General features: G+C 50.0%; 19 protein-coding genes. 3 read left to right on the top strand and 16 right to left on the bottom strand.

Annotated features, from left to right (window positions below; all coding sequences use genetic code 11):
- Positions 1 to 6 precede the first annotated feature (6 nt).
- Complete coding sequence (gene hflX, locus KTO58_RS24695; protein ID WP_095836842.1) at positions 7 to 1,197, bottom strand: GTPase HflX; 1,191 nt, start codon at positions 1,195 to 1,197, stop codon at positions 7 to 9.
- A 135-nt stretch (positions 1,198 to 1,332) separates the two neighbouring features.
- Here hflX and KTO58_RS24690 point away from each other — a divergent pair, with 135 nt between their 5' ends.
- Both KTO58_RS24690 and KTO58_RS24685 read left to right on the top strand, forming a co-directional pair.
- Positions 1,333 to 3,360: a S9 family peptidase gene (locus tag KTO58_RS24690; RefSeq protein WP_095836843.1), complete on the top strand. Its 2,028-nt coding sequence runs from the start codon at positions 1,333 to 1,335 to the stop codon at positions 3,358 to 3,360.
- A 92-nt stretch (positions 3,361 to 3,452) separates the two neighbouring features.
- A complete protein-coding gene (locus tag KTO58_RS24685) occupies positions 3,453 to 4,229 on the top strand; it encodes an enoyl-CoA hydratase/isomerase family protein (protein ID WP_095836844.1) in 777 nt (258 codons plus the stop codon).
- A 355-nt stretch (positions 4,230 to 4,584) separates the two neighbouring features.
- Here KTO58_RS24685 and KTO58_RS24680 read toward each other — a convergent pair whose 3' ends face one another.
- Positions 4,585 to 5,280 carry an outer membrane beta-barrel protein gene (locus KTO58_RS24680; protein WP_095836845.1) on the bottom strand — a complete coding sequence of 232 codons (696 nt, stop codon included), beginning with the start codon at positions 5,278 to 5,280 and terminating at the stop codon, positions 4,585 to 4,587.
- A 626-nt stretch (positions 5,281 to 5,906) separates the two neighbouring features.
- On the opposite strand from KTO58_RS24680, the gene KTO58_RS24675 reads away from it, so the two are divergent.
- Positions 5,907 to 8,894: a PAS domain S-box protein gene (locus KTO58_RS24675; protein ID WP_095836846.1), complete on the top strand. Its 2,988-nt coding sequence runs from the start codon at positions 5,907 to 5,909 to the stop codon at positions 8,892 to 8,894.
- Here KTO58_RS24675 and KTO58_RS24670 read toward each other — a convergent pair.
- From KTO58_RS24670 to gcvT, 14 genes are all read right to left on the bottom strand, one after another.
- The gene (locus tag KTO58_RS24670) at positions 8,870 to 10,567 is read right to left on the bottom strand and encodes a sensor histidine kinase (RefSeq protein WP_095836847.1); all 1,698 of its coding nucleotides are present in this window, start codon (positions 10,565 to 10,567) and stop codon (positions 8,870 to 8,872) included. The two genes, KTO58_RS24675 and KTO58_RS24670, sit on opposite strands and share 25 nt — an antisense overlap.
- Complete coding sequence (locus KTO58_RS24665) at positions 10,564 to 11,688, bottom strand: histidine kinase (protein ID WP_095836848.1); 1,125 nt, start codon at positions 11,686 to 11,688, stop codon at positions 10,564 to 10,566. Before KTO58_RS24665 ends, KTO58_RS24670 begins: the two co-directional genes overlap by 4 nt.
- Positions 11,689 to 11,811: 123 nt before the next feature.
- A complete protein-coding gene (locus KTO58_RS24660) occupies positions 11,812 to 12,894 on the bottom strand; it encodes a porin (RefSeq protein WP_095836849.1) in 1,083 nt (360 codons plus the stop codon).
- A 185-nt stretch (positions 12,895 to 13,079) separates the two neighbouring features.
- Positions 13,080 to 13,646, bottom strand: coding sequence for a K(+)-transporting ATPase subunit C (locus KTO58_RS24655; RefSeq protein ID WP_095836850.1), 567 nt, complete (start codon positions 13,644 to 13,646; stop codon positions 13,080 to 13,082).
- A 19-nt stretch (positions 13,647 to 13,665) separates the two neighbouring features.
- Complete coding sequence (kdpB, locus tag KTO58_RS24650; RefSeq protein WP_095836851.1) at positions 13,666 to 15,714, bottom strand: potassium-transporting ATPase subunit KdpB; 2,049 nt, start codon at positions 15,712 to 15,714, stop codon at positions 13,666 to 13,668.
- A gap of 19 nt (positions 15,715 to 15,733) precedes the next feature.
- A complete protein-coding gene (gene kdpA, locus KTO58_RS24645) occupies positions 15,734 to 17,449 on the bottom strand; it encodes a potassium-transporting ATPase subunit KdpA (protein ID WP_095836852.1) in 1,716 nt (571 codons plus the stop codon).
- Between the two features lie 51 nt (positions 17,450 to 17,500).
- Entirely contained in the window at positions 17,501 to 17,578 is a 78-nt protein-coding gene (locus tag KTO58_RS28970) for a potassium-transporting ATPase subunit F (RefSeq protein ID WP_095841406.1), read from the bottom strand.
- A gap of 121 nt (positions 17,579 to 17,699) precedes the next feature.
- Entirely contained in the window at positions 17,700 to 18,056 is a 357-nt protein-coding gene (locus KTO58_RS24635) for a DUF7674 family protein (protein WP_157752756.1), read from the bottom strand.
- 378 nt (positions 18,057 to 18,434) lie between these two features.
- Entirely contained in the window at positions 18,435 to 19,160 is a 726-nt protein-coding gene (locus tag KTO58_RS24630; RefSeq protein WP_095836854.1) for a hypothetical protein, read from the bottom strand.
- Between the two features lie 41 nt (positions 19,161 to 19,201).
- The gene (locus tag KTO58_RS24625) at positions 19,202 to 22,936 is read right to left on the bottom strand and encodes a DEAD/DEAH box helicase (protein WP_095836855.1); all 3,735 of its coding nucleotides are present in this window, start codon (positions 22,934 to 22,936) and stop codon (positions 19,202 to 19,204) included.
- A gap of 166 nt (positions 22,937 to 23,102) precedes the next feature.
- A complete protein-coding gene (locus KTO58_RS24620) occupies positions 23,103 to 23,906 on the bottom strand; it encodes an MBL fold metallo-hydrolase (protein ID WP_095836856.1) in 804 nt (267 codons plus the stop codon).
- Between the two features lie 263 nt (positions 23,907 to 24,169).
- Positions 24,170 to 24,895 carry a 2-phosphosulfolactate phosphatase gene (locus KTO58_RS24615; protein WP_095836857.1) on the bottom strand — a complete coding sequence of 242 codons (726 nt, stop codon included), beginning with the start codon at positions 24,893 to 24,895 and terminating at the stop codon, positions 24,170 to 24,172.
- Between the two features lie 41 nt (positions 24,896 to 24,936).
- Positions 24,937 to 25,410, bottom strand: a complete 474-nt coding sequence (locus KTO58_RS24610; protein ID WP_095836858.1) for an SRPBCC family protein — start codon at positions 25,408 to 25,410, stop codon at positions 24,937 to 24,939.
- 96 nt (positions 25,411 to 25,506) lie between these two features.
- On the bottom strand, positions 25,507 to 26,595 hold the full coding sequence (gene gcvT, locus KTO58_RS24605) for a glycine cleavage system aminomethyltransferase GcvT (protein ID WP_095836859.1): 1,089 nt from the start codon (positions 26,593 to 26,595) through the stop codon (positions 25,507 to 25,509).
- Positions 26,596 to 26,709 lie beyond the last annotated feature (114 nt).

Below are 26,709 nucleotides of genomic sequence, written 5' to 3'. Positions count from 1 at the left end.
TATGTGCTAATAAAAATACTCCGTCTTGTAAGGGTAACGCTCACGGTATAACGCCGACACCCTGCTGAGGATCGTATTACGCAGCTCTTCTATGTTCTTACGCTCCAGCGCGGAGATGAACACACAGTTGCCGTGCGTACGGGTTTCCCAGTTCTCTTTCAGCTGCTTGAGGATATCCTCCTTCACATCTGCCGGCAGCCACTCATCGAAGGTATTGGCCTCGTACAGGTCCATCTTGTTAAAGATCATGATCGTAGGCTTGTCCAGCGCTTTCAGCTCCTGGAGGGTACGGTTCACCACTTCTACCTGATCTTCATACTGCGGATGGGAAATGTCCACCACGTGCAGCAGGATATCGCTCTCGCGCACCTCGTCCAGCGTGGACTTAAAGCTCTCCACCAGGTGGTGCGGCAGCTTGCGGATGAACCCGACCGTGTCGCTGAGCAGGAAAGGCGTCTGCTCGAACACCACCTTGCGGGTGGTCGTGTCCAGGGTCGCAAACAGCTTGTTCTCAGCAAACACTTCGCTCTTACTGAGCAGGTTCATAATAGTGCTCTTACCCACGTTGGTATATCCTACCAGCGCTACGCGGATGTATTCTCCACGGTCCTTACGCTGGGTGAGGGATTGCTTGTCTATCTCGGCCAGGCGCTTGCGCAACAGGGAGATCTTGTCCTTGATGATACGACGGTCCGTCTCGATCTCCGTTTCACCGGGCCCACGACTACCGATACCACCTCCCTGGCGCTCCAGGTGACTCCACATCCCCTTCAGCCGGGGCAGGATGTACTGGTACTGTGCCAGCTCCACCTGCACCTTAGCCTGCGCCGTACGGGCCCTGCGGGCAAATATGTCCAGGATAAGGTCACTACGGTCAATAACCTTTACATTGAGGACCTTCTCTATATTGGCAATCTGTGAACCGGTGAGTTCATCGTCAAATATCACCAGTGTCACCTCTTTTCCCGTGATATAACTTTTGATCTCTTCGAGTTTACCTTTTCCGACAAAGGTGGCACGGTCAGGGTGCGCCAGCTTCTGTGTAAAACGTTTCAGGGTAGTAGCCCCGGCCGTCTCAGCCAGGAAGACCAGTTCGTCCAGGTACTCCTGTACCTGCCGCTCCGTCTGATCTTTATGTATCAACCCCACTATTACGGCTTTCTCTTCCGTTTGTACTACTTGCTTCTTTTCAATCAATGCTTATATGAATTTGTGTAAAATTACAAATTTGTTAGCGGACAATCCACGTGCCATACCTTACCGGTCATATATAGCCCTGGCCGTCTCTGGTCGTTTTTCCCTACATTTAGCCTTTTAAATCACATTTCAACCATGTTTAAACCACTTTTACTGACTGGATTACTCATATCGACTATGGCTACGGCACAGGAAAAAATGACGCCGGAAATGCTCTGGCAACTGGCCCGGGTGAATGGTGAGGCGATCTCGAAAGACGGCAAATCGGTGATATATGGCGTATCCCGCTACAACATCGCAGAAAATAAAAGCGAAAAGAACCTCTATACCATCCCCCTCACAGGCGGCCCCGCTAAGCAACTCACCAGCAGCCCCGGCGGCGAAGGGAGTGTAAACACCTCCCTGGGTGAAAAAATCGGCTACTCCCTCAAAGGACAGTGGTGGGAAATGAACACCGATGGCAGCAATCCCATTCAAAAGACCAATGTAGAAGGTGGCCTGGACAATATCATCCTATCCCCCGATGGCAAACATATCCTCTTCTCCCGCGAAGTGAAGATCAATAAGGTCAGCGGCGAAGACTTCTACCCCGACCTCCCGAAATCCAACGTACAGATATACGATAACCTGAACTACCGCCACTGGGATACCTGGGAAGATGGTAAATTCCAACACGTATTTTATGCGACCTACGAAGATGGTAAGGTAGGAACGCCTGTCGACATCATGGCGGGCGAACCCCACGACTGCCCGCAAATGCCCTTCGGCGGCGCAGAAGATTTCGCCTGGAGCCCCGATGGCAAAAGCATCGTATACGTATGCAAAAAGAAATTCGGTAAGGAATATGCCGTGAGCACCAACACCGACATCTACGAATATGACCTGGCGGCCAAAACCACCCGCAACCTCAGCGAAGATCGCAAAGGTTACGACATCGCCCCGGCTTTCAGCCCCAATGGTCAGTACCTGGCCTGGCTGAGCATGGAGCACGATGGCTTCGAAGCCGACAAGAACGACGTAATCCTGCTGGATCGCAAAAGCGGTAAGCACATCAACCTCACCGCCGGATGGGATGGCACCGTAGCCTCTATCCGCTGGAGCCTGGATGGCAAAAAGATCTTCTTCCTCGCCGTGATCAAAGGCACCGAACAGCTGCATGAGATCAACCTGCAGAAAGAACCGCTGACCACTACTGCCAAACACCTCCGCCAGATCACCAACGGTGACTTCGACATCAATGGCATCGTAGGCCAGTCCGGCAATACCATCGTGGTAAGCCGCGCCGACATGAACCATGCCGCCGAACTGTTCACCGCCGATATTAAAACCGGTGAACTGAAACCACTCACTGCCGAAAACAAAGGTGCCTACGACAAGTTAGGCATGTCCAAGATCGAAAAACGCTGGATCAAGACCACCGACGGCAAAGACATGCTGACCTGGGTCATCTTCCCACCAGACTTCGATCCTAACAAAAAATATCCCACCCTGCTGTATTGCCAGGGTGGCCCGCAGAGCCCCGTATCACAGTTCTATTCCTATCGCTGGAACTTCCAGCTGATGGCCGCCCAGGGCTATATCGTAGTAGCACCTAACCGCCGCGGTATGCCGGGCCATGGCGTAGAATGGAATGCCTCCATCAGTAAAGACTGGGGCGGTCAGCCCATCCGCGACTACCTGAGCGCGATCGACGCCGTCAGCCAGGAGCCTTACGTAGACAAAGCCCGCCTGGGTGCCGTAGGCGCCAGCTATGGCGGCTACTCCGTATACATGCTGGCCGGTGTACACAACAACCGCTTTAAGTCATTCATCGCACATGATGGCCTCTTCGACCTGAAAAGCTGGTACGGCACCACCGAAGAACTGTGGTTCGCCAACTGGGACATCGGCGCCTACTGGGACCCCGCTAACGCTAAAACCTACCGGGAATTTAACCCCAGCGAACTGGCCAACAAATGGAACACACCCATCCTCATCGTACAGGGCGGCACCGACTACCGCGTAGCGATAGAACAGGGCCTCCAGGCATTCCAGCTGGCACAGCTGAAAGGTATCAAAAGCAAACTGCTGTACTTCCCCGAAGAGAACCACTGGGTGCTCAAAGCACAAAATGCCATCGTATGGCAACGGGAGTTCTTCAAATGGCTGAAAGAAACACTCTAAAATATACCGACAGGGCCAGTACCGCCTCCCGCGGTACTGGCCCTTTTCTTTTTGACGAATCACCACGTTACCACCCACTAACCTCATCACCAATGACATCACTTACGCTCGACATCCAGAACGGTATCGCTACCATCACGCTCAACAGACCAGAAGTATACAACGCCTTCAACGATCCGCTGAGCTACGAACTGCAGGATGCCCTCAAACAGGTAAAAAAAGATAATAACGTCCGCGCCGTCGTGCTCACAGGCGCCGGCAAAGCCTTCTCCAGCGGACAAGACCTCAAAGCCTCCCAAGAGGCAGGCAAACGCAGCTTCCTCGAATCCCTGCAAAAACGATACAATCCCATCATACGCGCCATCCGCGACCTGCCTAAACCGGTGATCTGCAAGCTCAATGGCGTCGCCGCCGGCGCAGGCTGCTCCCTGGCCCTAGCCTGCGATATCATCATCGCCAGCGAACAGGCCTCCATGATCGAGATCTTCGTCAACATCGCTCTGGTACTCGACTCCGGCTCCTCCTACTTCCTGCCCCGCACCGTAGGCTACCACCGCGCGTTCGAACTGGCCACCAAAGCCACCAAACTAAGCGCTGCCGAAGCCCTGCAGCTGGGACTGGTCAACAAGGTAGTACCGGCCGAAGAACTGGATACCGCCGTTGCCAACGAAGCAGCCTACTACGCCGCCGCTCCCACCAAAGCCATCGCCCTCATGAAAAAAATGCTGACCAAAGGTATGAGCGAACAGCTGGATGCCGTATTGGACTACGAAGCCCAATGCCAGGAAATAGCGGGCAACACCGCCGACCACCCGGAGGGTGTAAAAGCTTTTATCGAAAAGCGGAAACCCAACTTCCAGGGTCATTAACCTCCCCGGCAAGATAAGTTCCCTCCGCCTCTCGTATAGCATTCCTATAGCTCTCCTATAGCATTCGTATAACCATTGTATAAGCAAAGCATATACAAGCTTATACAACGGATATAGAATGGGTATACATCGCTTATACAACGATTATACAATGGGTATAGAACGCTTATACAAGCAGGCTATAACAACCTGCTGATCAATCCGTTATAAGAAATAGTGAAAATAGTATGCCCTCCGGGGACTAGGAACACCCAATATCTGGGAAAACAACGCTGATAAAGTCATAAAACAAAGCCGGCCGGAAAGAGATCCTTTCCGGCCGGCTTATATATAATAGTAATTTATCCTTGGGACTTTAGAGACCGCTGATCGCGATACCGATAGAGTAGGGGCGGATATCGTATGTACCTTCGTCCTTAAACAGCGGGTTGAAGTTGTAGGTACCAAACAGGGCGAAGTTACCATAACCTACACGGGCAGTAGCCGCAAATCTCCAGGTATTGAAGAAACGTTTGTTCTGCTCTTTTACGATATTTTTCTCACCACCCAGGGTAGATTTCCATTTGGTATGCGCATTCAGCAGGTTACCCACCTTCGCACCGATAGCAGCTTTAAAACCTTTGTTGGCATTGTCAGGTACGCTACGGAAACGGAACTCTATCGGCAGCTCCAGGTAAGTGGTCGCTACCTTATACTTGCGGGGAGAACCATCCTTGATGAACTGAGGACGGCTGGTAGTACCATCAGACATGTTCAGGCGGTGGTCCTGCAAGAATACACCACTGGTACTGATACCAAGACCAGCAGCCAGGCTGAAATGAGATTGTTTGATCGGGAAGTCATACATCAAAGCAATGTTGAAACCACGGTTAAATCCAGTCTTCACACTATCCGGTTTCCCAGCCCATGCATCGTAAGAGAAAGATACGATCAGGAAATCCCGGGAATGGGTAGCCCTACCCACGGCTTTATTCATGGCCGAACCGCCATCTTGTGAAAATGCGCTAAATGTTGCGGCCAGCAGACCAAGGGTAATAAGTAATTTTTTCATATATAAATTAAATGACTTTGAATAATGTTAGGCAAAAATAATGGAATAGCTGAAAAACAAGCGCTTAAAATATTTACAGCCTCGTCTTGGGCCTCTCCGTGCCGAAGCCACATTATCGAGCAGCACTGTCCGATACATATAACGCACTTACCATCGTTTACCCCCATTTATCTCTTATCCATATACGAATAGCTGCCCGTCACACTTTATCAGCTCCCTTCCGCGAGGCCGGTATATAAAGGTATTTTTCAGCCGATCCATACATCGACTGCAAAAAATAGTGACAGCTCATTATCAATCACTTATACGAATACTCGCCGCCCACCCAGCCAGCATAACAGGACCGCTCCCCGCTTACCACTGCAGTATTTAGGGGTGTGAGCAGAAAATAGCGTCTATAATTATATGCTGGTTGATAGTATAAGGTCCCTCAATTACGGACACTAGTAGGCAGACAAAGTATTATCCGATAAATGCTAACATAACCCGCAGGCTCAGCACTATATTCGAATGAAAACCCGGAATATAACAGCGATGGTATACCCTATTGCGGCCAAGCTGTTCTATGCCCGCCGACCCTGCACCCCGGAATTGATCAATAGCTTAGGAAGCGTAAGTCCACATTCATGCGCCAATTGAAAAAGCCCATATTAATATTCATGTGCATTGGCCTCGTCGGCCTGGCATGTTTTATATATTTTGTAATACGCACCCACCAGCAAGCCACCGATGCCGGCAAATGGGTCCGTCATACACACCAGGTCATCGATAATATCCACCTGGCTACCCTGGCCATCGCAGAAAACGAATCTACCGTCAGCCAATACCTGGCCAGCGGTCCGGGCACCACTGCCAGCAGCATCGCCTGCAGTTATCCCGCCGATGTAGCCAAAGCCGTCAGCAAACTCATACAGCTCACCAGCGACAATCCCCGCCAGCAGGCACTAATCCGCCAATTCTCCCACGCCGTCCGTCAGCAAGTGGCCACCAATTGCCTCCGCGCTAAAGCGATCACCATCCCGCCAGCCCTGCACCAGCAAGACCTTCGTTATATCGATACTATCCGCCAGACGGCCCATGCCATGCTGCAGGAAGAAAGCCAGCTGCTGGCCACCAGAACCCGCGACAGCTCCATTGCCGCCCTCCGATCCCTCATCATATCGCTGCTGGGCGGCGCTTTCAGCACCTGCTTTTTCCTCGCCGGCGCCTATCGCATCAACCGGCACATGCACGAAAAAGAAAAGGCAGAAAAGAACATGCGCGAAAACGAAGCCCGCTACCGCCAGCTCATTGAAGATACCAACGCTGTACTATATACTACCAACAGAGGTGGCTACTTTACCTACGTCAGCAAACAGGTAGGCCTCCTCACCGGATACCCCGAAGGTGCCCTGGTAGGCGCCCATTACTCCATCCTCCTCGGAGAAGAGACCCACCAGCAACTCCGGGAGTTCTATGAAACCCACCTGGGCAACAATGGCCCTATCCCTACCCGGGAATTCGAGATCATCACCCGCAGCGGCGACCGTAAATGGGTAGAACAGGAAGTAGTCGTACTACGCAAAGATGGCCTCGTCAAAGGCTACCAATGCATGGTCAAAGACATCACCGAACGCAAAAAAATGAGCGCCGAACTGGAGAACACCCGCCTGCGCCTCCAGGCCATCATGGACTACAGCCCCTCCCTCATCTGGGTCAAAGACCTCCTGGGCCGCTACCTCCTGGTGAACCGGCAGGTAGAAGAAGTATTCAACCTGCCCGCCGATTACATCACCGGGCAAACAGATCAGCAACTTCAACTTCCACATATCACCCCCGCCTGCGCAGCAGAAGATGCCGCCGTACTCAGCACCGGCGCCATCCGGTCCGGCGTCATGACCGTACCCGGCCGTGATCAGCAAGACCACTACTACCACATCACCCGCTTCCCTCTCCGCGATGAACAACAACAGCTGTTCGGCCTCTGCGCCATCGGCATCGACATCACCGACCGGGCCCGCAAAGAAATGGAACTGATTCAGGCCCGCAAAGACGCAGAAAATGCCAAAAAGATACAGGAGATGTTCCTGGCCAATATGAGCCACGAGATCAGAACCCCCATGAACGGTATCCTCGGCATGACCAACCTGCTACTCACCACCCCGCTGCCCCCACAGCAACAAGAGTTCATCGAAGCCATCAGCACCTCGGCCAACAGCTTGCTGGTCATCATCAACGAAATACTCGACCTGTCCTGCATACGCTCCGGCAAACTGAAACTGGAAAACAGTGACTTCGACCTCATGACCTTGCTGGAAGTACTACTATACCCCCTGCGGCACAAAGCCGTACAGAAAGGCCTGTTCTTCCAGGTAGCCGTAGAAAGCGACGTACCCACCCTGCTGGTAGGCGACCATGTACGCCTGGGACAAATACTGGTCAACCTCGTCGGCAACGCCATCAAATTCACCCATCAGGGTGGCATACACGTAATTGTATCCCTGCTCACAACAGCAGAAGAAACCGTAAGACTGCAATTTGAAATAAAAGATACCGGTATCGGCATCCCGGAAGAGCATCATAACATGATATTCGACAGCTTCTCCCAGTCCAACCTGGAGAATACCCGTCAATATGATGGAGCGGGCCTGGGGCTAGCCATCAGCAAAGAACTGGTCACCCTGCAACAGGGCTCTATCAGGGTCATTAGCGCCGCAGGCGAAGGGGCTACATTTGTAGTGGAACTACCGTATTTACGGAGTTCAGTATCCCGGCAGGAAAAGCAGACTGCATCACCTAGCGCCACCGCACAAAGACACATACTCAAAGGAAAAACTATACTCCTTGTAGAAGATAACAAAATCAACCAGCAAGTTGCTTTCCATACCCTGCTACGAGCCGGCGCCCAGGTAGACATCGTTCCCAATGGCGCGGCTGCTATATCATTTATTCTCAAACGACATTACGACTGTGTAATTATGGACCTACAAATGCCCGAAATGGATGGCTATCAGGCAGTCACCATCCTACGCAAACAAGCAATCAACATCCCCGTTATCGCGATGACCGCTGCTGCAACTACCCGTGAAAAGATCAAATGCCTCGCCGCCGGCATGAACGACTACATCTCCAAACCTTTTGTTCCGGAAGACCTGTATCACAAGATCCTCGACTGCACCGGCAGCAGCTCCTTTATCCACCACATACCCCATACCAGGAATACCAATACCTGCTACGACCCCGTAGACTTTGAACACATCTACAAAGTAGTAGAAAACGATATCCCTTATGTACTGGAAATATTGGAAGAATTTAATGAACAGCTGCCCGAAACCATCGCAGCACTGGAAGAAGGTGCCATACAGCAAGACTGGGACAGCATATACCACCTGACACATCGCATGAAATCAAGTATGGCAGTCGTACGTATACCTCCTGCCTTACCACTCATAGACTCCATCGAAATGGACACCTCCGCCAGGCAACGCCTCGACACCGCAGCTACCCGCGTATTCGAACTGATACAAACCCTCAAAGATGCCGCCCTGCTCATCAGCATGGAAATAGATAAAATACAGGCCGCCATCCAATCCGAGGAAACTACCATCGATCAGGCTACCGGCAACCGGAAGTAGAAGAGACTACCTTTCCCCTCTTCACTCTCCACACCAATAGTGCCGCCCTGCGCCTCTATAAACTCACGCGAAATAGCCAGGCCTAATCCGCTGCCTGCCTTGTGCTGCGTACCCGGCACCTGGTAAAACCGCTGAAAGATCTTATCCTTGAAAGCAGCTGGGATACCCTTGCCCTCATCCTTCACACTAAAAGTCAACGTCTGCGGATCATGCTGCGACACATCCAGCACAATAGCTGCATGTGCAGCAGAATAACGGATAGCATTCGTCAACAGGTTGATCAGCACCCAGGCCGTCTTCTCCACATCCGCCTGTATCTTAGGCAGCTGCTCCGGCACCTGCGTCACAATGTTGATATCCCGCTGTGCCGCCTGCTTCTGTACCGTCTCCAGCGCATAATGCACAATGCTGCCAGGCAACACCGGCTGCGGCTGCAACTGTATATTGCCACTCTCCACCTGCGACAGGTTAAGCAACTCACTGACGATCTTGATCATACGCAGATTGTCCTGCTTAAGACTCTCCACCAGCTCATGCTGCTCGCCAGACAACTGACCGATACGCTCATCCTCCAGCAACTTCAGACTGAAATCCGAAGAAGCCAGCGGTGTCTTCAACTCATGAGAGATCGTAGCAATAAAATGAGTCTTGGCCAGGTCCTGCTCCTTAAAAGTGGTGATGTTCTTCAATATGATCACATACCCGATATTCCCCTGCTCATGCTGTATATTGACCATCTCTTTCGTGAAGAAACATTCCTTACCGTCCACCACGATCTTCAGCGGATTATTATCCTGCCGGTTCACCAGGTAGTTAAGCAGGTCATTCTGCTTAGCCACTTTGGATGCCGGGAAACCAACCAGGTCCTTCTCCGGCATATTGAGCAGCTGCAAGGCAGGCTGGTTGGCAAACAGGATCGTGTCTTTATTGTCCAGCCCTATCGTCGCATCACGCAGGCTGCTGATCACCGCCTCCGCACGCTTCTTCTCAAACATGATACGTGCCAGGTTGCTGTGTTCATATTCATCCAGCTGCTGCGCCATCGTATTAAATGCCTGCGCCAGCTCGCCAAATTCATCGGCCGACTTGAAGTAGAGCCGCTGTGTATACTTACGCTCCGCAATACCCTTGATACCTTCTGTCAGCTCCCGGATAGGGTTGGCAATATAACCGGGGAAGTTGAATACGAACGTAAAACCCAGCAGAAAACAGACACCGCTGATAATAGCGATCCACAATAGCGCCTTATCTGCCGAACGTTTTACCGTTTCATTCTTGCCGACAATAGCCTGCATGTTGAGGTCCATGATGACGTAGATACTTTGCCGCAGGATAGCAGGAGAGTAAGTACTGTCCTGCAACAGGCGCTGATAGGCAACTCGCACTTTACCGGTAGCCTGGGACTCGCCCAGCTCCGTTACATTCTCTTCCTGTTTTTGCAGGTTCTTGCCGATCGCCTGTAAGGCCTCCTGCCGCGATACTGGCAGCTGATCCAATGCAGCCAGCATATTCTTGGAGTACTCCAGCGATTCATAATTATCTTCCAGGATGATCCTGGCCTCGCGGTTCAGCTTGTTGAGATAATAATATCCCAGTATGCTCACCAACAGCAACATGGCGAACAAGAACAGCACGCCCATCGTAATTTTCGTCTTCAGCCTGAATGTGCTCATGATAATATGATCAGGTCTATATCTTTAGAGGATAAGGTTTTTAATAACTGATTGAAGAGGTTCGTCCGCAAGATAATACGGAACAAGCTGATATGCGGCTTACCGATACATACAGTCGTCACCTCTTTTTCGATCGCTGCGTCGATAATAGCCTGCGATACGTTGGGATCGTGTATCTGCAATACTTCGGCTCCCAGTTCGGTAGCGAGCTTGAGGTTGTTGATCAGGTGCCGCTGTGCCGCCAGGTTGATCTTCTCCACACTCTCCCGGGGAGTCTGTACATACAGCACATACCAGTCGGCATGATAATAGGAGGCCAACCTTGCCGTCTTACGGATCACCTTACGCGCCACCTCATCATTGGTAGAGATACAGGCCAGGAAACTCTCATGCCGCATCTGCTGGCTCCGGGGCACCTCTATCTCTACCTTACGCTCTACCTGCGTAGCCACCTCCTTCAACGCCAGCTCCCGCAGCTGTAATATCTTCTCCGCCTGGAAGAAGTTCTTCATGGCGGTTTCTACTTTTGACTTGTCGTATATCTTCCCTTCCTTCAGGCGCGTGATCAGCTCGTCCGCCGTCAGGTCTATATTCACCACCTCATCGGCCATCTGCAATACGCTATCGGGCACACGCTCTTTCACTTCAATGCCGGTAATAGCTTTTACCTCCACGTTGATGCTCTCAATATGCTGGATATTGACCGCAGATATCACGTTGATACCCGCATTGAGAATGTCGATCACATCCTGCCAGCGCTTTTCATTTTTGGAACCGGGGATATTCGTATGAGCCAGTTCATCCACTACTACCCATTCTGGATTGAGCAGCAGTACGGTGGTGAGATCCATCTCTTCCAGTAGTTTGCCTTTGTAAAACACCTGCTTGCGGGGAATGGCAGGCAGGCCGTCTACCAGCGCCTGTGTCTCCGCCCGGTTATGCGTTTCCACATACCCGATCTGAATGTTAATACCGTTGCGCAGCATACTATGCGCTTCCTGGAGCATACGATAGGTCTTACCCACACCGGCGCTCATCCCGATGTAGATCTTGAACTTGCCCCTGCCGGCCTTGCTGGCCAGATGCAGGTATCGCTGTACGGATTGTTCTTTGTCTGTCATACGTTTAAAACAGCTACTACTGGTATGGATGACGCAAGTCCCGCTGCCCATACCTGCTGCCCGTAGGCAGTAGGATATCACAGCGGAACTTGTATGACGTTGATGGTATATTACGTTGCTTTATCAGAAGGATACAGCCAGCGCAGCGGTAATATTAGCATTACCATTCCTCAGTTCTTTCCCTTTGGTAAAGATGGCGTCTTTGCTGTCATACAGCTTTCCTTCTATGCGGAATACCACATTGGATACCGGTGCGATATCGAGGTTCAGCGAATACCCGGTAGTCTGAAAACCGTTATTCGTTTTGGTGGCGATAACCGCACCATTCCTGTCGTTATAATGTTCTACCCTGCCGGCCAGCGCTACCTTATCGGTAAAAACATACCTCGCGATGATGATAGGACTGTACCACTGGTAGAAATCATTGCTGCCCTTTGCCTTTTGCTCCAGGCCATAGTCAATACCTGCGATGAGGCTGAACTTGTCCGTAATATTGAATGTACCATAAAGGTCGTTAAAATAACGCATCTGCCTTACGCTATCGGGTTTATCATTGCCGATAAAGGTGCTCCAGTTGAGCGACACTTTAGCCGATGGTTTGAACACGATCTGCGTACCGAAGGCAGGCGTCTGGTTGCCATCGACCCGCTTCACCCGCTGCCATCCGTTGAGGTACATAGCTGCAAATGTCCACTTGTCATTCGGCGTCCAGGTGATCTTGGCGCCGGTTTCGAAGTAAGGCGTGTTGTCGGCCATGATACTGCGGGTCAGCGTATAACAGTCTTTCCCGATAGCACTTTCAAAGCCGATATGCGATGGCATAATACCAGCATCTATCCATAGCTGCCTGCCGATACGGATACCGACATTCGCATCATATATATGACGGAACAGCTCCGACTCTGCCGCCATGTTGTACTGGGCATAAGTACCGCCCATGATACCTATATTAGCCCTTACACGATCCGATGTATAATTAGCTCTCAATAATGCCAGGTTAATGTTTAACTCGTTATGCCGGTTATGATTGTAAATAAATGCCTCCTTTACATGATTTTCAGGCTGGTTGAAGTCGTAGCTGTAATAAGCTTCTACATATCCTGTAACACTCAGCTTAGGCTGTGGCTTTTCTGTTTGTTCTGTCTGTCCTTGTGCAAAGGCATGGAAGGTACATAAGGTAGCTCCTACCAATAATATCTTTTTCATTAGTTCGTAAAAGGTTGTATCGTGGGTAAACTTGATAATGTACGTGGAGGGTTCCATCGTCCAACGATGCAGGTGCAGTACTTACATGGCTAGCTGTAAAGTACTGCCTCACTGCATCATGGAGGATATGGAAGCCATTGCCGGCGTTGTTCGGCTTTTGATAGGATCTTCACAGGGTATGGCTATTACTGCTTAAGGTCGTCGAGTGCGATATTCAGTTTCAGCACATTAACGGTAGATGGACCTGCAATCCCCAACAACGGTGATTGCGTATTTTGATCTACCAGTGCGCGTACTTTCTCTGGTGCGATGCCTCTGGCTTTCGCTACGCGGGCTACCTGTACATAGGCGCCGGCAGGAGAGAGGTGAGGGTCCAAGCCACTGCCCGATGCAGTGACCAGCTCCGCAGGAATGTCGGCTTTCTGCACACTGGGATTGTGTGCCAGGAATGTATCGATCCTTGCCTGCACTGTTTTCAGGTAATCCGGGTTGGATGGACCTTTGTTAGAACCGGCAGAGCCGGCAGCGTTGTACCCTGCTGCAGAAGGACGCGACCAGAAGTATTTGTCTTCCGTAAAGTTCTGCCCAATATTTTCGTAGCCTACCACTTTACCATTGTGCATCACCTTCACACCATCCCCTTTACCGGGTGCCAGTTTGGCGACACCGGCAATAATGAGGGGATAGATACCTGCCAGCAGGACCAAGAGCAAGGCAGTCAGTTTTATGGAGGGCAAAAGATATTTTTTCATTGTAATGACTGATTAATATTTAGAAAAACAGGCTGATGACCAGGTCGATCGCTTTAATACCAATAAAGGGAACGATGATACCACCTATACCGTAGATGAGGAGGTTGCGACGCAACAGCGCACTGGCGCCTATCGGCTTATAAGCCACCCCTCTCAATGCCAGTGGTATCAATAAGGGGATAATAACCGCGTTAAAGATCACCGCACTGAGTATCGCCGATTCAGGACTGTGCAGCTTCATGATATTGATAGCCTGTAAGGCTGGAATAGAGGCGATGAACAGTGCCGGTACGATCGCAAAATATTTAGCCACGTCGTTGGCGATAGAGAAGGTGGTAAGCGTACCTCTTGTCATCAGCAGCTGTTTACCGATCTCTACGATCTCAATCAGTTTGGTAGGATCGTTGTCGAGGTCTACCATGTTGCCGGCTTCTTTGGCAGCCTGTGTACCACTGTTCATAGCGACACCTACATCGGCTTGCGCCAGTGCCGGTGCGTCGTTGGTACCATCGCCCATCATAGCTACCAGGCGACCTTCTGTCTGCTCCTTACGGATGTAGGCCATTTTATCTTCGGGTTTCGCTTCGGCAATGAAGTCGTCTACACCAGCCTTGGTAGCGATATATTTAGCGGTAAGTGGGTTGTCGCCCGTTACCATCACGGTCTTTACTCCCATCTTACGCAGGCGTTCGAAACGCTCCTGTATACCGGGTTTGATAATATCCTGCAATTCGATCACGCCGTGTACTTTACCATTTACAGCTACTACCAGCGGGGTACCCCCGTCATTGGAAATATGCTCCACCTGGGCCAGCGTCTCCTGCGGGAAACTGTTACCGGCTTTCTCTGCCAGGCGACGGATCGCATCGTAGGCGCCTTTACGTATCTGTGTGCCGTCGACCAGGTCGATACCGCTACTGCGTGTTTCAGCCGTGAACTTCACCAGGCTGGAGCCTTGCGTATTCAGACCACTTACAATATCACGGCCTGCCAGCTCTACGATGGATTTACCTTCCGGCGTCTCGTCAGACAAAGAACTGATGGCGCAAAGGCGGATAAACTCTTCTTTGCTGATACCGTTGGTAGCGTAGAAATTAGTCGCCTTACGGTTACCGATAGTAATAGTACCGGTCTTGTCGAGCAACAGCACATCCACGTCACCGGCAGTCTCTACCGCCTTACCAGACTTGGTGATCACATTAGCCCGTAGCGCACGGTCCATACCGGCAATACCGATAGCAGACAACAGCCCGCCGATTGTAGTAGGTATCAAACAGACAAACAATGAGATGAAAGCTGCGATGGTTATCGGGGTCTGTGCATAGTCTGCAAAAGGTTTAAGCGTCACGCACACGATGATGAACACCAGCGTGAAGCTCGCCAGCAGGATCGTCAATGCGATCTCGTTAGGCGTTTTCTGACGGCTGGCGCCTTCTACCAGCGCGATCATCTTGTCGAGGAATGATTCGCCGGGTTCTGTGCTCACCCGTACTTTGATATGGTCGGATAATACTTTGGTACCACCTACTACGCTAGACTTGTCGCCGCCTGCTTCACGGATCACAGGCGCACTTTCACCGGTGATCGCAGATTCGTCTATACTGGCCAGCCCTTCTACGATCTCGCCATCTGCAGGGATGATATCGCCGGCGTCGCATACGAAGATGTCGCCTTTACGCAGCTGCGAAGAAGACACCACTTTGATCTCGTTGGCAAACACCTCGCCGATCAGTTCGATCTTTTTGGCGGGTGTCTCTTCTCTCGTCTTACGCAAGCTCTCCGCTTGCGCTTTACCCCTCGCTTCGGCGATAGCCTCTGCGAAGTTGGCAAACAGCAGGGTGAGCAGCAGCACGATAAATACCGCTGCATTGTATGCCAGGCTACCCTGGGCCGTATTACCGGTGATCATCGTATGCAGGGTCACGATCAGCATAACAATCGTGCCCAGCTCTACGGTAAACATCACCGGATTTTTGATCATTAACCGGGGATTCAGCTTCACGAAAGATTGCTGTAAGCTCTCCATCACCAGTTCCCTCGGAAAAAGTTTATTATCTCTCTGTTTCATTGTCGTAGTCAGTTAATCATTAATACAGGGAAAAATATTCGGCTACCGGTCCCAGTACCAGTGCAGGGAAGAAGGCCAGTGCGGCGATGATCACGATCACCGCCATGGTCATCAGACCGAAGGTGGCCGTATCTGTTTTCAGCGTACCGGCGCTTTCCGGAACGTATTTCTTTTGCGCCAGCAGACCCGCAATAGCGACCGGGCCTATAATAGGCAGGAAGCGGCTGATTATCAGCACAAAGCCTGTAGTCACGTTCCAGAAGATGTTGTTATCTCCCAACCCTTCAAAACCGGAACCGTTGTTGGCAGCAGAAGAAGTATACTCATAGAGCATTTCAGAAAACCCGTGATAGCCGGGGTTATTGAGCCAGGCACTGGGTTTCACCGCCCAGTCCAGGTCAGGATGGTGTGCCAGTACAAAAGAAGACAATGCTGTCCCTACCAGTATCAGGAAGGGGTGAAGCAGGGCGATTATCGCTGCAATCTTTACCTCCCGCGCTTCGACCTTATGTCCCATGAATTCCGGTGTACGGCCCACCATCAGCCCGGATATGAATACCGCAATGATGATAAAAATGTAATAGTTCAATATCCCTACCCCACAACCACCGTAGAAACAGTTGACCATCATACCCAGCAGCTGCATCATACCGGAGAGCGGCATGGTGCTATCGTGCATAGCGTTGATAGATCCGGTAGAGATGATAGTAGTAACAGTGCTCCAGTAAGCGGAAGCGGCAGGGCCAAAGCGGACCTCCTTACCTTCCATCGCTCCCGTAGGCTGTAGGACACCCATCTTGGCGATGGCCGGATTACCATTTATCTCGCTGGTAATAGTAGGTATGAGCAATAGCAACATACCGATGGTCATGACACCGAAGATGACGTAGGCAAATTTCCTCCGTTGTATAAAGAAGCCGAGGGCGAATACCATTGCGATAGGTATCACTACTTGCGCAACCATTTCGGTGATATTGGTAATATAGTTAGGGTTCTCCAGCGGGTGGGTGGAGTTAGCTCCAAACCATCCGCCACCATTCGTACCCAGGTGTTTGATGGCGATCATACCGGCAGCAGGACCGCGTGATACATTCACCGTGTCGCCCTGTACAGATACATAAGTGTCTTTGCCCGCATAGCTGGCAGGCGTACCATTAAAAGCAAGTATGATAGCGATCACCACACAAAAGGGCAACAGCAGGCGGGTATTGGTCTTTACGAAGATATCCCAGAAGTTACCCAGCTTGGTCGTCGTCTTTTCCTTCAGCGCTTTGAAGAGTACGATCAGCGCAGCAATACCGGTGGCTGCACTCACGAACTGTAGGAACGTGATCACAAATAGCTGTGTGAGGTAGGTAAGGCCCGTCTCACCGGAATAGTGCTGCAGGTTACAGTTCACCAGGAAGCTGATAGCCGTGTTAAAGGCCAGATCGGGCGACTGTGCCGGGTTACCGTCAGGATTAAGACCCAGCTTATCCTGGAAAAGAAGCATGAAGAACGCATATACGAACCATACCAGGTTGATAGTCAGCAATGCTTTGAGATGTTGCTTCCAGTTCATCTCTTCGTGCGGATTGATACCGCTGAGTTTATAAAACAGGCGCTCTAGCGGCGCCATGAAGTCCGACCAAGTTTTCTCCCCTTTGAATACTTTAGCAATGTATCTTCCCAAAGGCCAGGCCAGGAGCAGTGTTAGTCCATAGGTCAATATTACGCCTGTAATTTCTGTGTTCATTTCCCAAAAAGCATTTAAGCAATGTGAATCAAGTATAGGCAACGCGGCCTGTTAAAATTTTTCCGGTTTCAGTAATACATACACCATGTATATAAAAACCAATATTGCCAGGATGAATAAGGCTGTCATATCCGTGTATTTATATTTTTTCGAAATAGTCTACTGATCCGAAAAACAGGGCGAAGCATACAAGCCCGGCCAGCACCAAAAGAAATGTGAGCATAACGATATAAGTTTTATAGGTAAAAGGTTAAATAGTAGCTGCCTGTAACTGACGTATACGAATATGATGGAGTGATTGCGGCAGTAATTCCTTTACCGGTCTGTTGTGCTGTATAGTATCCAGCAATGGGGACAGCCCGTAGATGTACACACTTTCAATAGCGTTCTTTACAGCATTGCTACCGTTATGGTACAGTACGGCTGCAATCGTAAAACACTTTTTCGCTTCAGGTAGTTCACCGTGCCGGATCAAATTGCCGGTATAATCGGCAAAAGCATGCATCACTTTACACACCGCACCATTTTTATAGAGCTGGTTAAGAGCGATAGCCATACCAGGGATCTGCAGTGCGAGCATCATGGAGATTTTCGAGTCAGGTAACATGATCTTGATGTTATTTGCCCTTCTATAAGCGATTGGAATGCCAGACAACCCATATCACTGACAAACAGCAACACATGTAACTAATTATCAGCCACTTATAATAAACACCCCGCATCGGCACAGCCAGTAACCACACCTGGCACCATGCAAAATCTGAAGGGTATTGCAGAAAATGGAAAGGGTAGAGGCCTAAAAGGCAAAGGCCCCGCAAAGGGGCCTCTGGATCGTGGGTACGTACCGCAAGCAAGCAGCGGCACGAATCAAATAGGGGTTACAAATAGGGGCATAGGTTCAAACTAACTGTTTAATAAAGGTAGTTAGCGACTACGCACTCTATTTGTGTAATAAAGTAAGATGGAAAACTAGGGGAAAACGTACTTATATCGTCTGCAAAAATGCATACAGCAGACTGATTATGCCGAATAAGCACAGTGCTCCTAACGCGATCAGTATACTCCGGATCTTATGCTCTTTGGCCACCCCATAAGTATTTGTGATAGCAGGTTGCAACAGCAACACCACCAACACAATCTTCATGATGAGATGGAATGACGTGAGCGGCAGGAAAGTCCGCCAGAAGCCAAAGTCAGCACCGAGTACACTGCTGTTAAAAAGGGAACTGAGGTTCCAGATCGAATATACCAGGAAAAATACCAGTTCCGCGATAGCCAACATCCAACCCAGACGTTGGCGTTGCAGCACCAGGTAATAGGTAACCGGCATATATATCAGGGAAAGAAAAGTAAGGATGTTGAACAGGTAAAATGAGGAAGCCAGCCCCGAAGTACCAACCCAGAATATGATTTGTGAAACCGAACCGTACAGTGAAATAGCATAATATACACCTAGTATGATATATAAAGTGGTCAACCAGCTACCGGCAGCAGGAGTAGCATGGAGCGTAGTAGCCGCGGGCGCCTGTCCGGCCAATGGCATATTCAGCTCCACCCGTGCCTGTTGTTCTTCTTCCGGACTGATACGCCGCTCCGCCAGTATAGTACGGGCAGCCTGTACCGCATCCGCCGGGTAACGCCGGGCATCCAACACGATCTTCAATAACACTACATTGGAATAGTCCTTATAGACATCATACTGTTGGTCCATGACAACGATCTTTTGGAGTATATAATGCTAAATTACCTGCCTTAGCTGAACAGGTACAGTACATCTTCTTTGGTCAGTTTCTTCACAAAACCAGTATCGTCTGCAATGATATCTTTTACCAGCGACTTCTTACGCTCCTGCAACTGCAATATCTTCTCTTCTACCGTATCCTTACAGATCATACGGTAAGCGAAGATATTTTTCGTTTGCCCGATACGGTGCGTACGGTCGATCGCCTGCTGCTCCACAGCGGGGTTCCACCAGGGATCTACAATGTACACATAGTCGGCAGCAGTGAGGTTAAGACCCACACCACCCGCCTTCAGAGAGATGAGAAACACCCGGCACTCGTCATTATTCTGGAAGTTCTGGATCGCCCTTTCACGTTCCATCGTAGACGTGCTACCGTCAAAATATTCAAATGGTATCTTCAGGTGTTGCAAACGCTCTTTGATCAATCCCAGCATACCCAGGAACTGGGAGAACACCAGTGTCTTGTGATTGCTGATATTTTCAGATATCTCACGGGTCAGCTCATGCAGCTTTACCGAGTGATTTGGATATTTCTCCGTCTCATTGAGGATAGCCGGGGAATCACATATCTGCCGCAACTTCATCAGACCTTGCAAAATAGTCAGCTGTGAACGCTCCATACCCTGATCTTCTATCACACCCAGTATCTTGGACCGGTAAGAGTTACGGTATGCATCGTAAATATGACGCTGCTCCGCATCCATCTCACAGAAGATCACCGTTTCGATCTTCTCCGGCAGCTCTTTGGCTACCTGCTCTTTAGTACGACGCAGGATGAAAGGATAGATCAGCTTACGCAGATGCTCTTTCCGCTCCTCATCCTGGAATTTATCTATGGGCGTGGCAAATTCATTACGGAAGAAATCCACACTACCCAACATACCCGGGTTCAGGAAGTTCATCTGCGCGTAGATGTCGAACGTATTGTTCTGCATCGGCGTACCACTCAGCGCAATCCTGTTTTTGGTGTGCAACAGCTGTGCCGCTTTTGTCACCTTACTCTGCGGATTCTTGATCGCCTGCGATTCATCCAGTACCACATAGTCGAACTCTATCTTCATCAACATCTGGATATCACTGCGCAAAGTACCGTAGGTGGTGATCATCACGTCGAACTGCTGCAACTCCTCCACATTTTTGGTACGTGCAGGACCGTGATGAATATGATGTCTTATAGTGGGGGTGAACTTGCGGATCTCATTCTCCCAGTTGTAGATCAGGGTAGTCGGACATACCACCAGCGTCATACATTTACCACCATTCTTGTTCTTGTAGTGCTGAATGAAAGTAAGGGCCTGTATCGTCTTACCAAGACCCATGTCGTCAGCCAGGATACCTCCCCATTTCACTTCATCAAGATAGTTCAGCCACTGGTAACCGCTCTCCTGGTAAGGACGCAGCTGCGCATTGACATGCTCCGGTAAGGAGATATTCCGTATCTCGTCAAACTGCAACAGCTTCTTACGCTTCTGCTCCAGCTCTATCACGATCGCTTCATCGTCGATGAACTCAAATAGCTCATCGATCACGCTGAAGTTATACTTACTGAGTTTAAGCCCTTTGTCTTTTTCCTCACCGATCTTGAACAGCAGGGAGTACTTCTTCAGCCACTCTTCCGGCAGCAAACCAAGGGAACCATCTGCCAGTTGCACATAGTTCTGCTTATTGGCCAACGCATGTTTGATCTCTTTGATGCTCACCCGCTGATCGCCATACAACACCTCTACCTGGGCATCGAACCAGTCGATACCGGAGCTGATCTGCAGGTTGGTCACCGGCTTATGAGAGCTGAACTTGAAGTTGCGCAGACCGTCGAAACCGAACACCCGCACATTCATCTCTTTCAACGCATCAAAGAAGAGGAAAAACCAGTTGTTCTTCAACGCTTCCTTGGAACGCAGATAGAAGTAGTTGTTCGTATTGCCGGGCAGAGAGAAATTGGTATGCAGGGAACGGATCTTCTCTACAAACTCTTCTTCCGCGGCTTTATTACGTTGGATAACCAGCACCTTATTCCCTTCCTGCACCGTGATCTTACCGTCGTCATTCCACTCCACTTCCTGCCCGTAATAAGCAAAACCTGGCTGAACGATGAAAGTCTCACCCATCTCTTTAAGATAGACCCGGCACTCCGGTTTTATATTGACTACTTCCGCCTGTAAGGCGCGGTCGAATTGAATATCGTAGTTCTTGCCCAGCGGCAGCAGATAGTCCTTCAGGTAAGTACCCCATTCGGACTGCGGGATGCGCACTTTGCCATTGGCGCGGAACAACTCCACATGCAATGCATCCTGTGGGTTCTCAAAAAGATGCAACATACCATTGTGCAGGAACAGCAACGAGCTGTCCCATTCGTTGGCAGACACGCTGATCTCTTCCCCTTCTACGGCAACAAAACAACTGATCTCCACGTGCTGCCCTTCGGCATGCGTTTTAAAGATCAGTTTCAGCCGATCGGCCGCCAGTTGTACCGGCAAGATATTTTTAGACTTGAACGGTTGCCGGTTAGGCAGCAGGAACAACAACCCGTGAGCCGCGATCATCTGGAACAACTTTACCAACTTAGGATGCAGGTATTCCAGCATCAGCTCTTTGGTCTCAGTAGGCAGCTCCTCCGCATTTTCATGCGTGATGTTTTCCCAAATACCGGCAAAAGGAGAGTTCTTACTCAGGAACTTGCTCACCTCCGCGGATTGTAGTTTCCGGATTGGAGAGATCAGTTCCCGGTCAGACTCCCGGTATTGATAGAAATCGACGTACTTAGAGAGATCCAGTTTGCTGACCAGCGACACAAAGTTGTCCTGCTCGTCGTTGGCTTCTCCGCTGACCAGCTCGATCTTGAAGTAAGGAAATAACGGCTCGTTGGCGTTGAATACCACTCCCAGGCGCTGGGTGACCGTAACAGTCTCGACCGGGGGTGGGGGCGCCGGCGTACGGCCATTGTTAGTAGGGTCTACCCGCTTGATAGTAGGGTCCAATACCCGCAGATAGGGCTTACCCTCCATATAGGAAAAGGCAAACTTACCATCCAGGTCGTCGCTCAGGGAATAACCATAAGACGACAATAGTTTATTTTTTTCTTTGTCCCAGTTGCGCAGTGAATCAAAATAGAACGGCCCATGTTTCTCCAGCAGTTGCAGGAACAGGGCTGTCTTGTGTTTACATAAGGCATGATCCTTCTCATCACAGATACAGTGCGTGTCAAAATTACGCTCTTCGTTCCGCTGGATGATAAGGGGATAGGTTTCGCCATCTACCTTCATTTCGGCCTCTACCTTCTCATCCTTGGCATATTTGATCTCCGCCGGATGACGTTTGGCAATCACCTCCGCCGCGGCAAAGATCGCCGGAGACGCCAGCAGCTTCAGGCTTTTTATATCAATAGACTTCATCTTGATCAGCGTGTGCTGCTGATCATAATTGGTTTCGAAACTCTCAAAATGATTTTTATCCAACATCTCCTGTAGCTGGAACAACGCCGCCGCCTCATGACGGCAGATATCGCCCAGGTTATACGGGCACTGGCACCGTATAGACATGTTGGGAGTGTCGTGGTATTTGCTGATGGAAACCCGGTAGTAGTTGGCATGGGTATCACTTTTCACCCGGAAGGTAGCCGACTTCAGTACCGGATCAGCCTCCAGTAATTCCGCGCCGCCAGTAGAATAGATACGCTTCCCCCGGCGGATCACCTCATCGGTACCGTTATTATAAACATATTTGAGCAACTGGGGCAGCGACATATCCGGTTCGTTGCCTACTTTTCTTTACCAGCCAAGGGTTACGGAAACTAAAATATTTAGCAGCTGGTAAAAAGGCAATCCACAAAAGTAAGCAGAAATTCCTAAATAGACGCACGTGCTGCGGCCATTAAATCGGAAGCTACTGGTCTTCAATTCGATAGGATTTCTATTCGTATATTTTCAGATAACGCTGTACCGAATAGGCCATCGCCTGTTTAGCATTATGGACAATATATTTTCCAAAAGCACCATACATCGCATCATACGCAAAGGGTTGTACCGCCGCCTCGATCTGTAAAATGTCCAGCTTACGCAAGGGGATGTTGTTAGGGTAACTGTACATAAAAGAAACCGTTTTCCGGTCGGTGGATACCTGTATCACATCACCTACCAGCAGTGCTCCCTGACCCGCCGATGCCGCCGGCCAGTGCAATACATTGGCCCCCTCAAAATGGCCGCCACACCATACCAGCTGCATACCGTCCCACAAAGGCTGCGAGGCCCCTTCCCAAAGCCGGATCACTGTGTTGTCCCGGCGTCCCAGCCATTGCGCATCCGCGGCGTGTACATACACCGGCGCCCCGAATGTTTTACCCCACTCCACAATCGTAGAGAAATAATGCGGGTGAGAGATCGCCATCGCTTTAATACCTCCCAGCTGACGGATAATGCTAATAGTAGACGCATCCAGGTTGGCCACACAATCCCATAACACATTGCCGCCGGGCGATATCACCAGATGGGCCCGCTGACCGATCGCGAAGTCCGGCGTACTGTAGATCGCATAGAGGTCCGGTGCTACCAGCTCAATGATGTTCCGGTGCCGCTGACGCACCTGCTCCAGTGTAGTCCAGGTCTGACCACCGGGTGGCACATACTGCCGCTCGTCCTCACAGATAGGACACCGGGCCGGTACAGTATCGGTAGCGGCATATTGTACGCCGCAGGCATTGCAGATAAAATGGGTCATATCAGGTGTTTTTCAGGAAAGCCATCCTATAGCTCTCCTGTATCATTCGTATAACATTCGTATAACTGTTGTATAAGGTAAGCATATCCCAGGTTATACAATGACTATAGGATCACTATAGCCTGACTATAGCTGGCTTATACAATGCTTATACAACGCTTATAGGATGCTTATACAACGCTTATACAAGGTAGTTGCAACCGACTGATAAACAGTCGATTGCAACAAATAAAGTGTCTAATAAGATGATTGTCAATTATTTATTAACGATGGGCAACCAGTTCGCCTTTGTGGAAGATCGGCAGTATGTTGGCGGTATCGGAAGTAAGGCAATAACGGATATCCTTCTCCAGGCCGTACCGGGAGAGGCGTTGGAAGTGAGAGGCCTGCTGCATAAACCCGAAAAGGTCGGCTTTGGCAGCATGATATAATGTTTCGGCAGCCATAGCAGAATCACAGCTCACGGAAAAGTGCTCCCGGATACGGTTGACTACTGCCCCGGCGAAAAGCGTGTCCTCCATATTCACCCGGTCTTTCCAGCCCGCACAACCCAGGATCACGTTTTGCTGCCGCTGCACCAGGTACTCGCAGACAGCGGATATATTGGGAAAGGAACCGGTGATGATATCAACGGCATCCTTGGCCATATGTAATAGCTTAGTACCGTTGGTGGTGGTCAGTACCAGCGTTTTGTCTTCCACAAATTCGCGGGGATACTCATAGGGAGAGTTGCCATGTTCCAGGCCCGGTGCGATCTGCCCGTCCCGCTCACCAGCGGTGATACCTCCCAGGTCTGCCCCTATACGGATACAATCCTCTACACCGGACACCGGTATCACACGGGCAGCCCCGTTATACAACGCCGTACAAATGGTGGAAGTCGCTCTTAATACGTCAATGATCACCACTACGCTGTTCTTTACATCATACAGATGCAATAAGGCTGGGGATAAGCATACTTCCAGTGATGGCTTTTTGTTTACTGTCATACCACACAATTATTGATAAAAATAGCACCGGCAATGGTGACTTAGTCTAATATTACTCTCCATTTTTCGCTTTCCGCGAATTCTTTGATCACCAGGTTACGCTCCTGCAATAACCGGGTCATATAAGTCGTCAGGTAAAACTTTTCAAGCAGGCGTCCCAGTAGGCCATAAGGGGAGCTGAACTCCATGATATCGATGGCAATAGTACCATTCTCTATCTCTTTAAAGTAATGCTCATGTTTGATATGTCTGAAGTCTCCATCCACCATCTCGTCGCAAAAATAACCCGGACGCAACATGCCGGAGATCTTCATGGTGAGTTCTCTCATTTTCCCCAGGTGACGTGCTCTCCAGGTAACCGTCTCCCCATTTTCGATCAGGCCGTTCGTACGGCCCTTGATAGCATCCTCCTGCCGGTGTTCCATGCTTCGCTTATGCAGGGTAATACTCCTGCTCAGATCAAACACCCTGTCCAGCGGCGCATAGATAACGGTCGTTAAATGAATAGTAGGCATAGCAGATATGGTTAAAAATACGAAGGGCTATAAAATTATAATACCCTTCCCAAAAAGAGAAATCATATTATAACCTATAGCCCCTGCCTGGCTGTATTAGCTCAGAAATGGCACTTTCACCACTTTGGCTTTCAGCTGTTTATCTCTTACGGCAATATAGATCTCTGTATCCAGCGCGGCAAAAGGCGTCTGTACATAACCCAACCCTATCGCTTTTTGTAAAGAAGGAGATTGTGTACCAGACGTTACCCGGCCAATTACATTGCCTTGTGCATCCTTGATCTCGTAGTCATGACGGGGAATACCTTTATCCACCATTTCAAAACCTACCAGTTTCTGTTTTACACCATCCGCTTTCTGCGCTTCGAAGATCGATTTGGAAGTGAAGTCCTTGCTGAATTTGGTGATCCAACCCAGGCCGGCTTCCAGCGGAGAGGTACGGTCGTCGATATCGTTACCATAAAGACAGAAGCCCATCTCCAGGCGCAGGGTATCGCGGGCGCCGAGGCCGATCGGCTTCAGACCTTTAGGCGTACCTGCTTCGAAAATAGCATCCCATATTTTTTCGGCAGCGCCGTCTTTTTCTTCAAAATAGATCTCGATACCACCAGCACCAGTATAGCCGGTAGCGCTGATGACCACATTGTCTACACCTGCAAAAGTACCTTTCACGAAAGTATAGTATTTCAGGTTCACCAGGTCTACCTCCGTCAGCGGCTGCAGAATGCTGGTAGCATTAGGGCCCTGGATAGCCAGCAGACAGGTCTTGTCGGAAATATCATGCATTTCCACCCCTTTGGTATTATGACGGCTGATCCACTCCCAGTCTTTCTCAATATTGCTCGCATTTACGACCAGCATATACACCTTGTTCTCTTCCAGGCAATATACCAGCAGGTCATCCACAATACCGCCCTGCTCGTTGGGCAGACAGCTGTATTGCGCCTTGCCGGCAGTCAGTTTGGAAGCATCATTGCTGGTCACGCGCTGGATCAGGTCCAAGGCATGTTCTCCTTTCAGGATGAACTCACCCATGTGACTTACATCAAATACACCTGCATTGGTACGTACGGAGAAATGCTCGTCGTTGATACCTGTATAGGAGATCGGCATGTTGTATCCTGCAAAGGCGGCCATCTTAGCGCCCAGTGCGATGTGCTTGTTCGTAAATGGTGTATTTTTCATACGTAAGTTTGACTTTGTTGTAAGACTTTATTTGGCCCTTCCGTTTCAGGCCCGGCAAAAATAGTACTTAAATGATTCCCCCTGTTAATTATACGCTGCATTTTCTACAATCCG

Origin of the sequence: Chitinophaga pendula (assembly GCF_020386615.1) — a bacterium.
In the GTDB taxonomy this organism is placed as follows: domain Bacteria; phylum Bacteroidota; class Bacteroidia; order Chitinophagales; family Chitinophagaceae; genus Chitinophaga; species Chitinophaga pendula.
This window is presented reverse-complemented; position numbering and strand designations above follow the sequence as displayed.

Coding starts and splice junctions, on each gene's coding strand:
- KTO58_RS24690 (WP_095836843.1), top strand. CDS start 1,333: ATGTTTAAACCACTTTTACTGACTGGATTACTCATATCGACTATGGCT.
- KTO58_RS24685 (WP_095836844.1), top strand. CDS start 3,453: ATGACATCACTTACGCTCGACATCCAGAACGGTATCGCTACCATCACG.
- KTO58_RS24680 (WP_095836845.1), bottom strand. CDS start 5,280: ATGAAAAAATTACTTATTACCCTTGGTCTGCTGGCCGCAACATTTAGC.
- KTO58_RS24675 (WP_095836846.1), top strand. CDS start 5,907: ATGCGCCAATTGAAAAAGCCCATATTAATATTCATGTGCATTGGCCTC.
- KTO58_RS24670 (WP_095836847.1), bottom strand. CDS start 10,567: ATGAGCACATTCAGGCTGAAGACGAAAATTACGATGGGCGTGCTGTTC.
- KTO58_RS24665 (WP_095836848.1), bottom strand. CDS start 11,688: ATGACAGACAAAGAACAATCCGTACAGCGATACCTGCATCTGGCCAGC.
- KTO58_RS24660 (WP_095836849.1), bottom strand. CDS start 12,894: ATGAAAAAGATATTATTGGTAGGAGCTACCTTATGTACCTTCCATGCC.
- KTO58_RS24655 (WP_095836850.1), bottom strand. CDS start 13,646: ATGAAAAAATATCTTTTGCCCTCCATAAAACTGACTGCCTTGCTCTTG.
- kdpB (WP_095836851.1), bottom strand. CDS start 15,714: ATGAAACAGAGAGATAATAAACTTTTTCCGAGGGAACTGGTGATGGAG.
- kdpA (WP_095836852.1), bottom strand. CDS start 17,449: ATGAACACAGAAATTACAGGCGTAATATTGACCTATGGACTAACACTG.
- KTO58_RS28970 (WP_095841406.1), bottom strand. CDS start 17,578: ATGACAGCCTTATTCATCCTGGCAATATTGGTTTTTATATACATGGTG.
- KTO58_RS24635 (WP_157752756.1), bottom strand. CDS start 18,056: ATGTTACCTGACTCGAAAATCTCCATGATGCTCGCACTGCAGATCCCT.
- KTO58_RS24630 (WP_095836854.1), bottom strand. CDS start 19,160: ATGGACCAACAGTATGATGTCTATAAGGACTATTCCAATGTAGTGTTA.
- KTO58_RS24625 (WP_095836855.1), bottom strand. CDS start 22,936: ATGTCGCTGCCCCAGTTGCTCAAATATGTTTATAATAACGGTACCGAT.
- KTO58_RS24620 (WP_095836856.1), bottom strand. CDS start 23,906: ATGACCCATTTTATCTGCAATGCCTGCGGCGTACAATATGCCGCTACC.
- KTO58_RS24615 (WP_095836857.1), bottom strand. CDS start 24,895: ATGACAGTAAACAAAAAGCCATCACTGGAAGTATGCTTATCCCCAGCC.
- KTO58_RS24610 (WP_095836858.1), bottom strand. CDS start 25,410: ATGCCTACTATTCATTTAACGACCGTTATCTATGCGCCGCTGGACAGG.
- gcvT (WP_095836859.1), bottom strand. CDS start 26,595: ATGAAAAATACACCATTTACGAACAAGCACATCGCACTGGGCGCTAAG.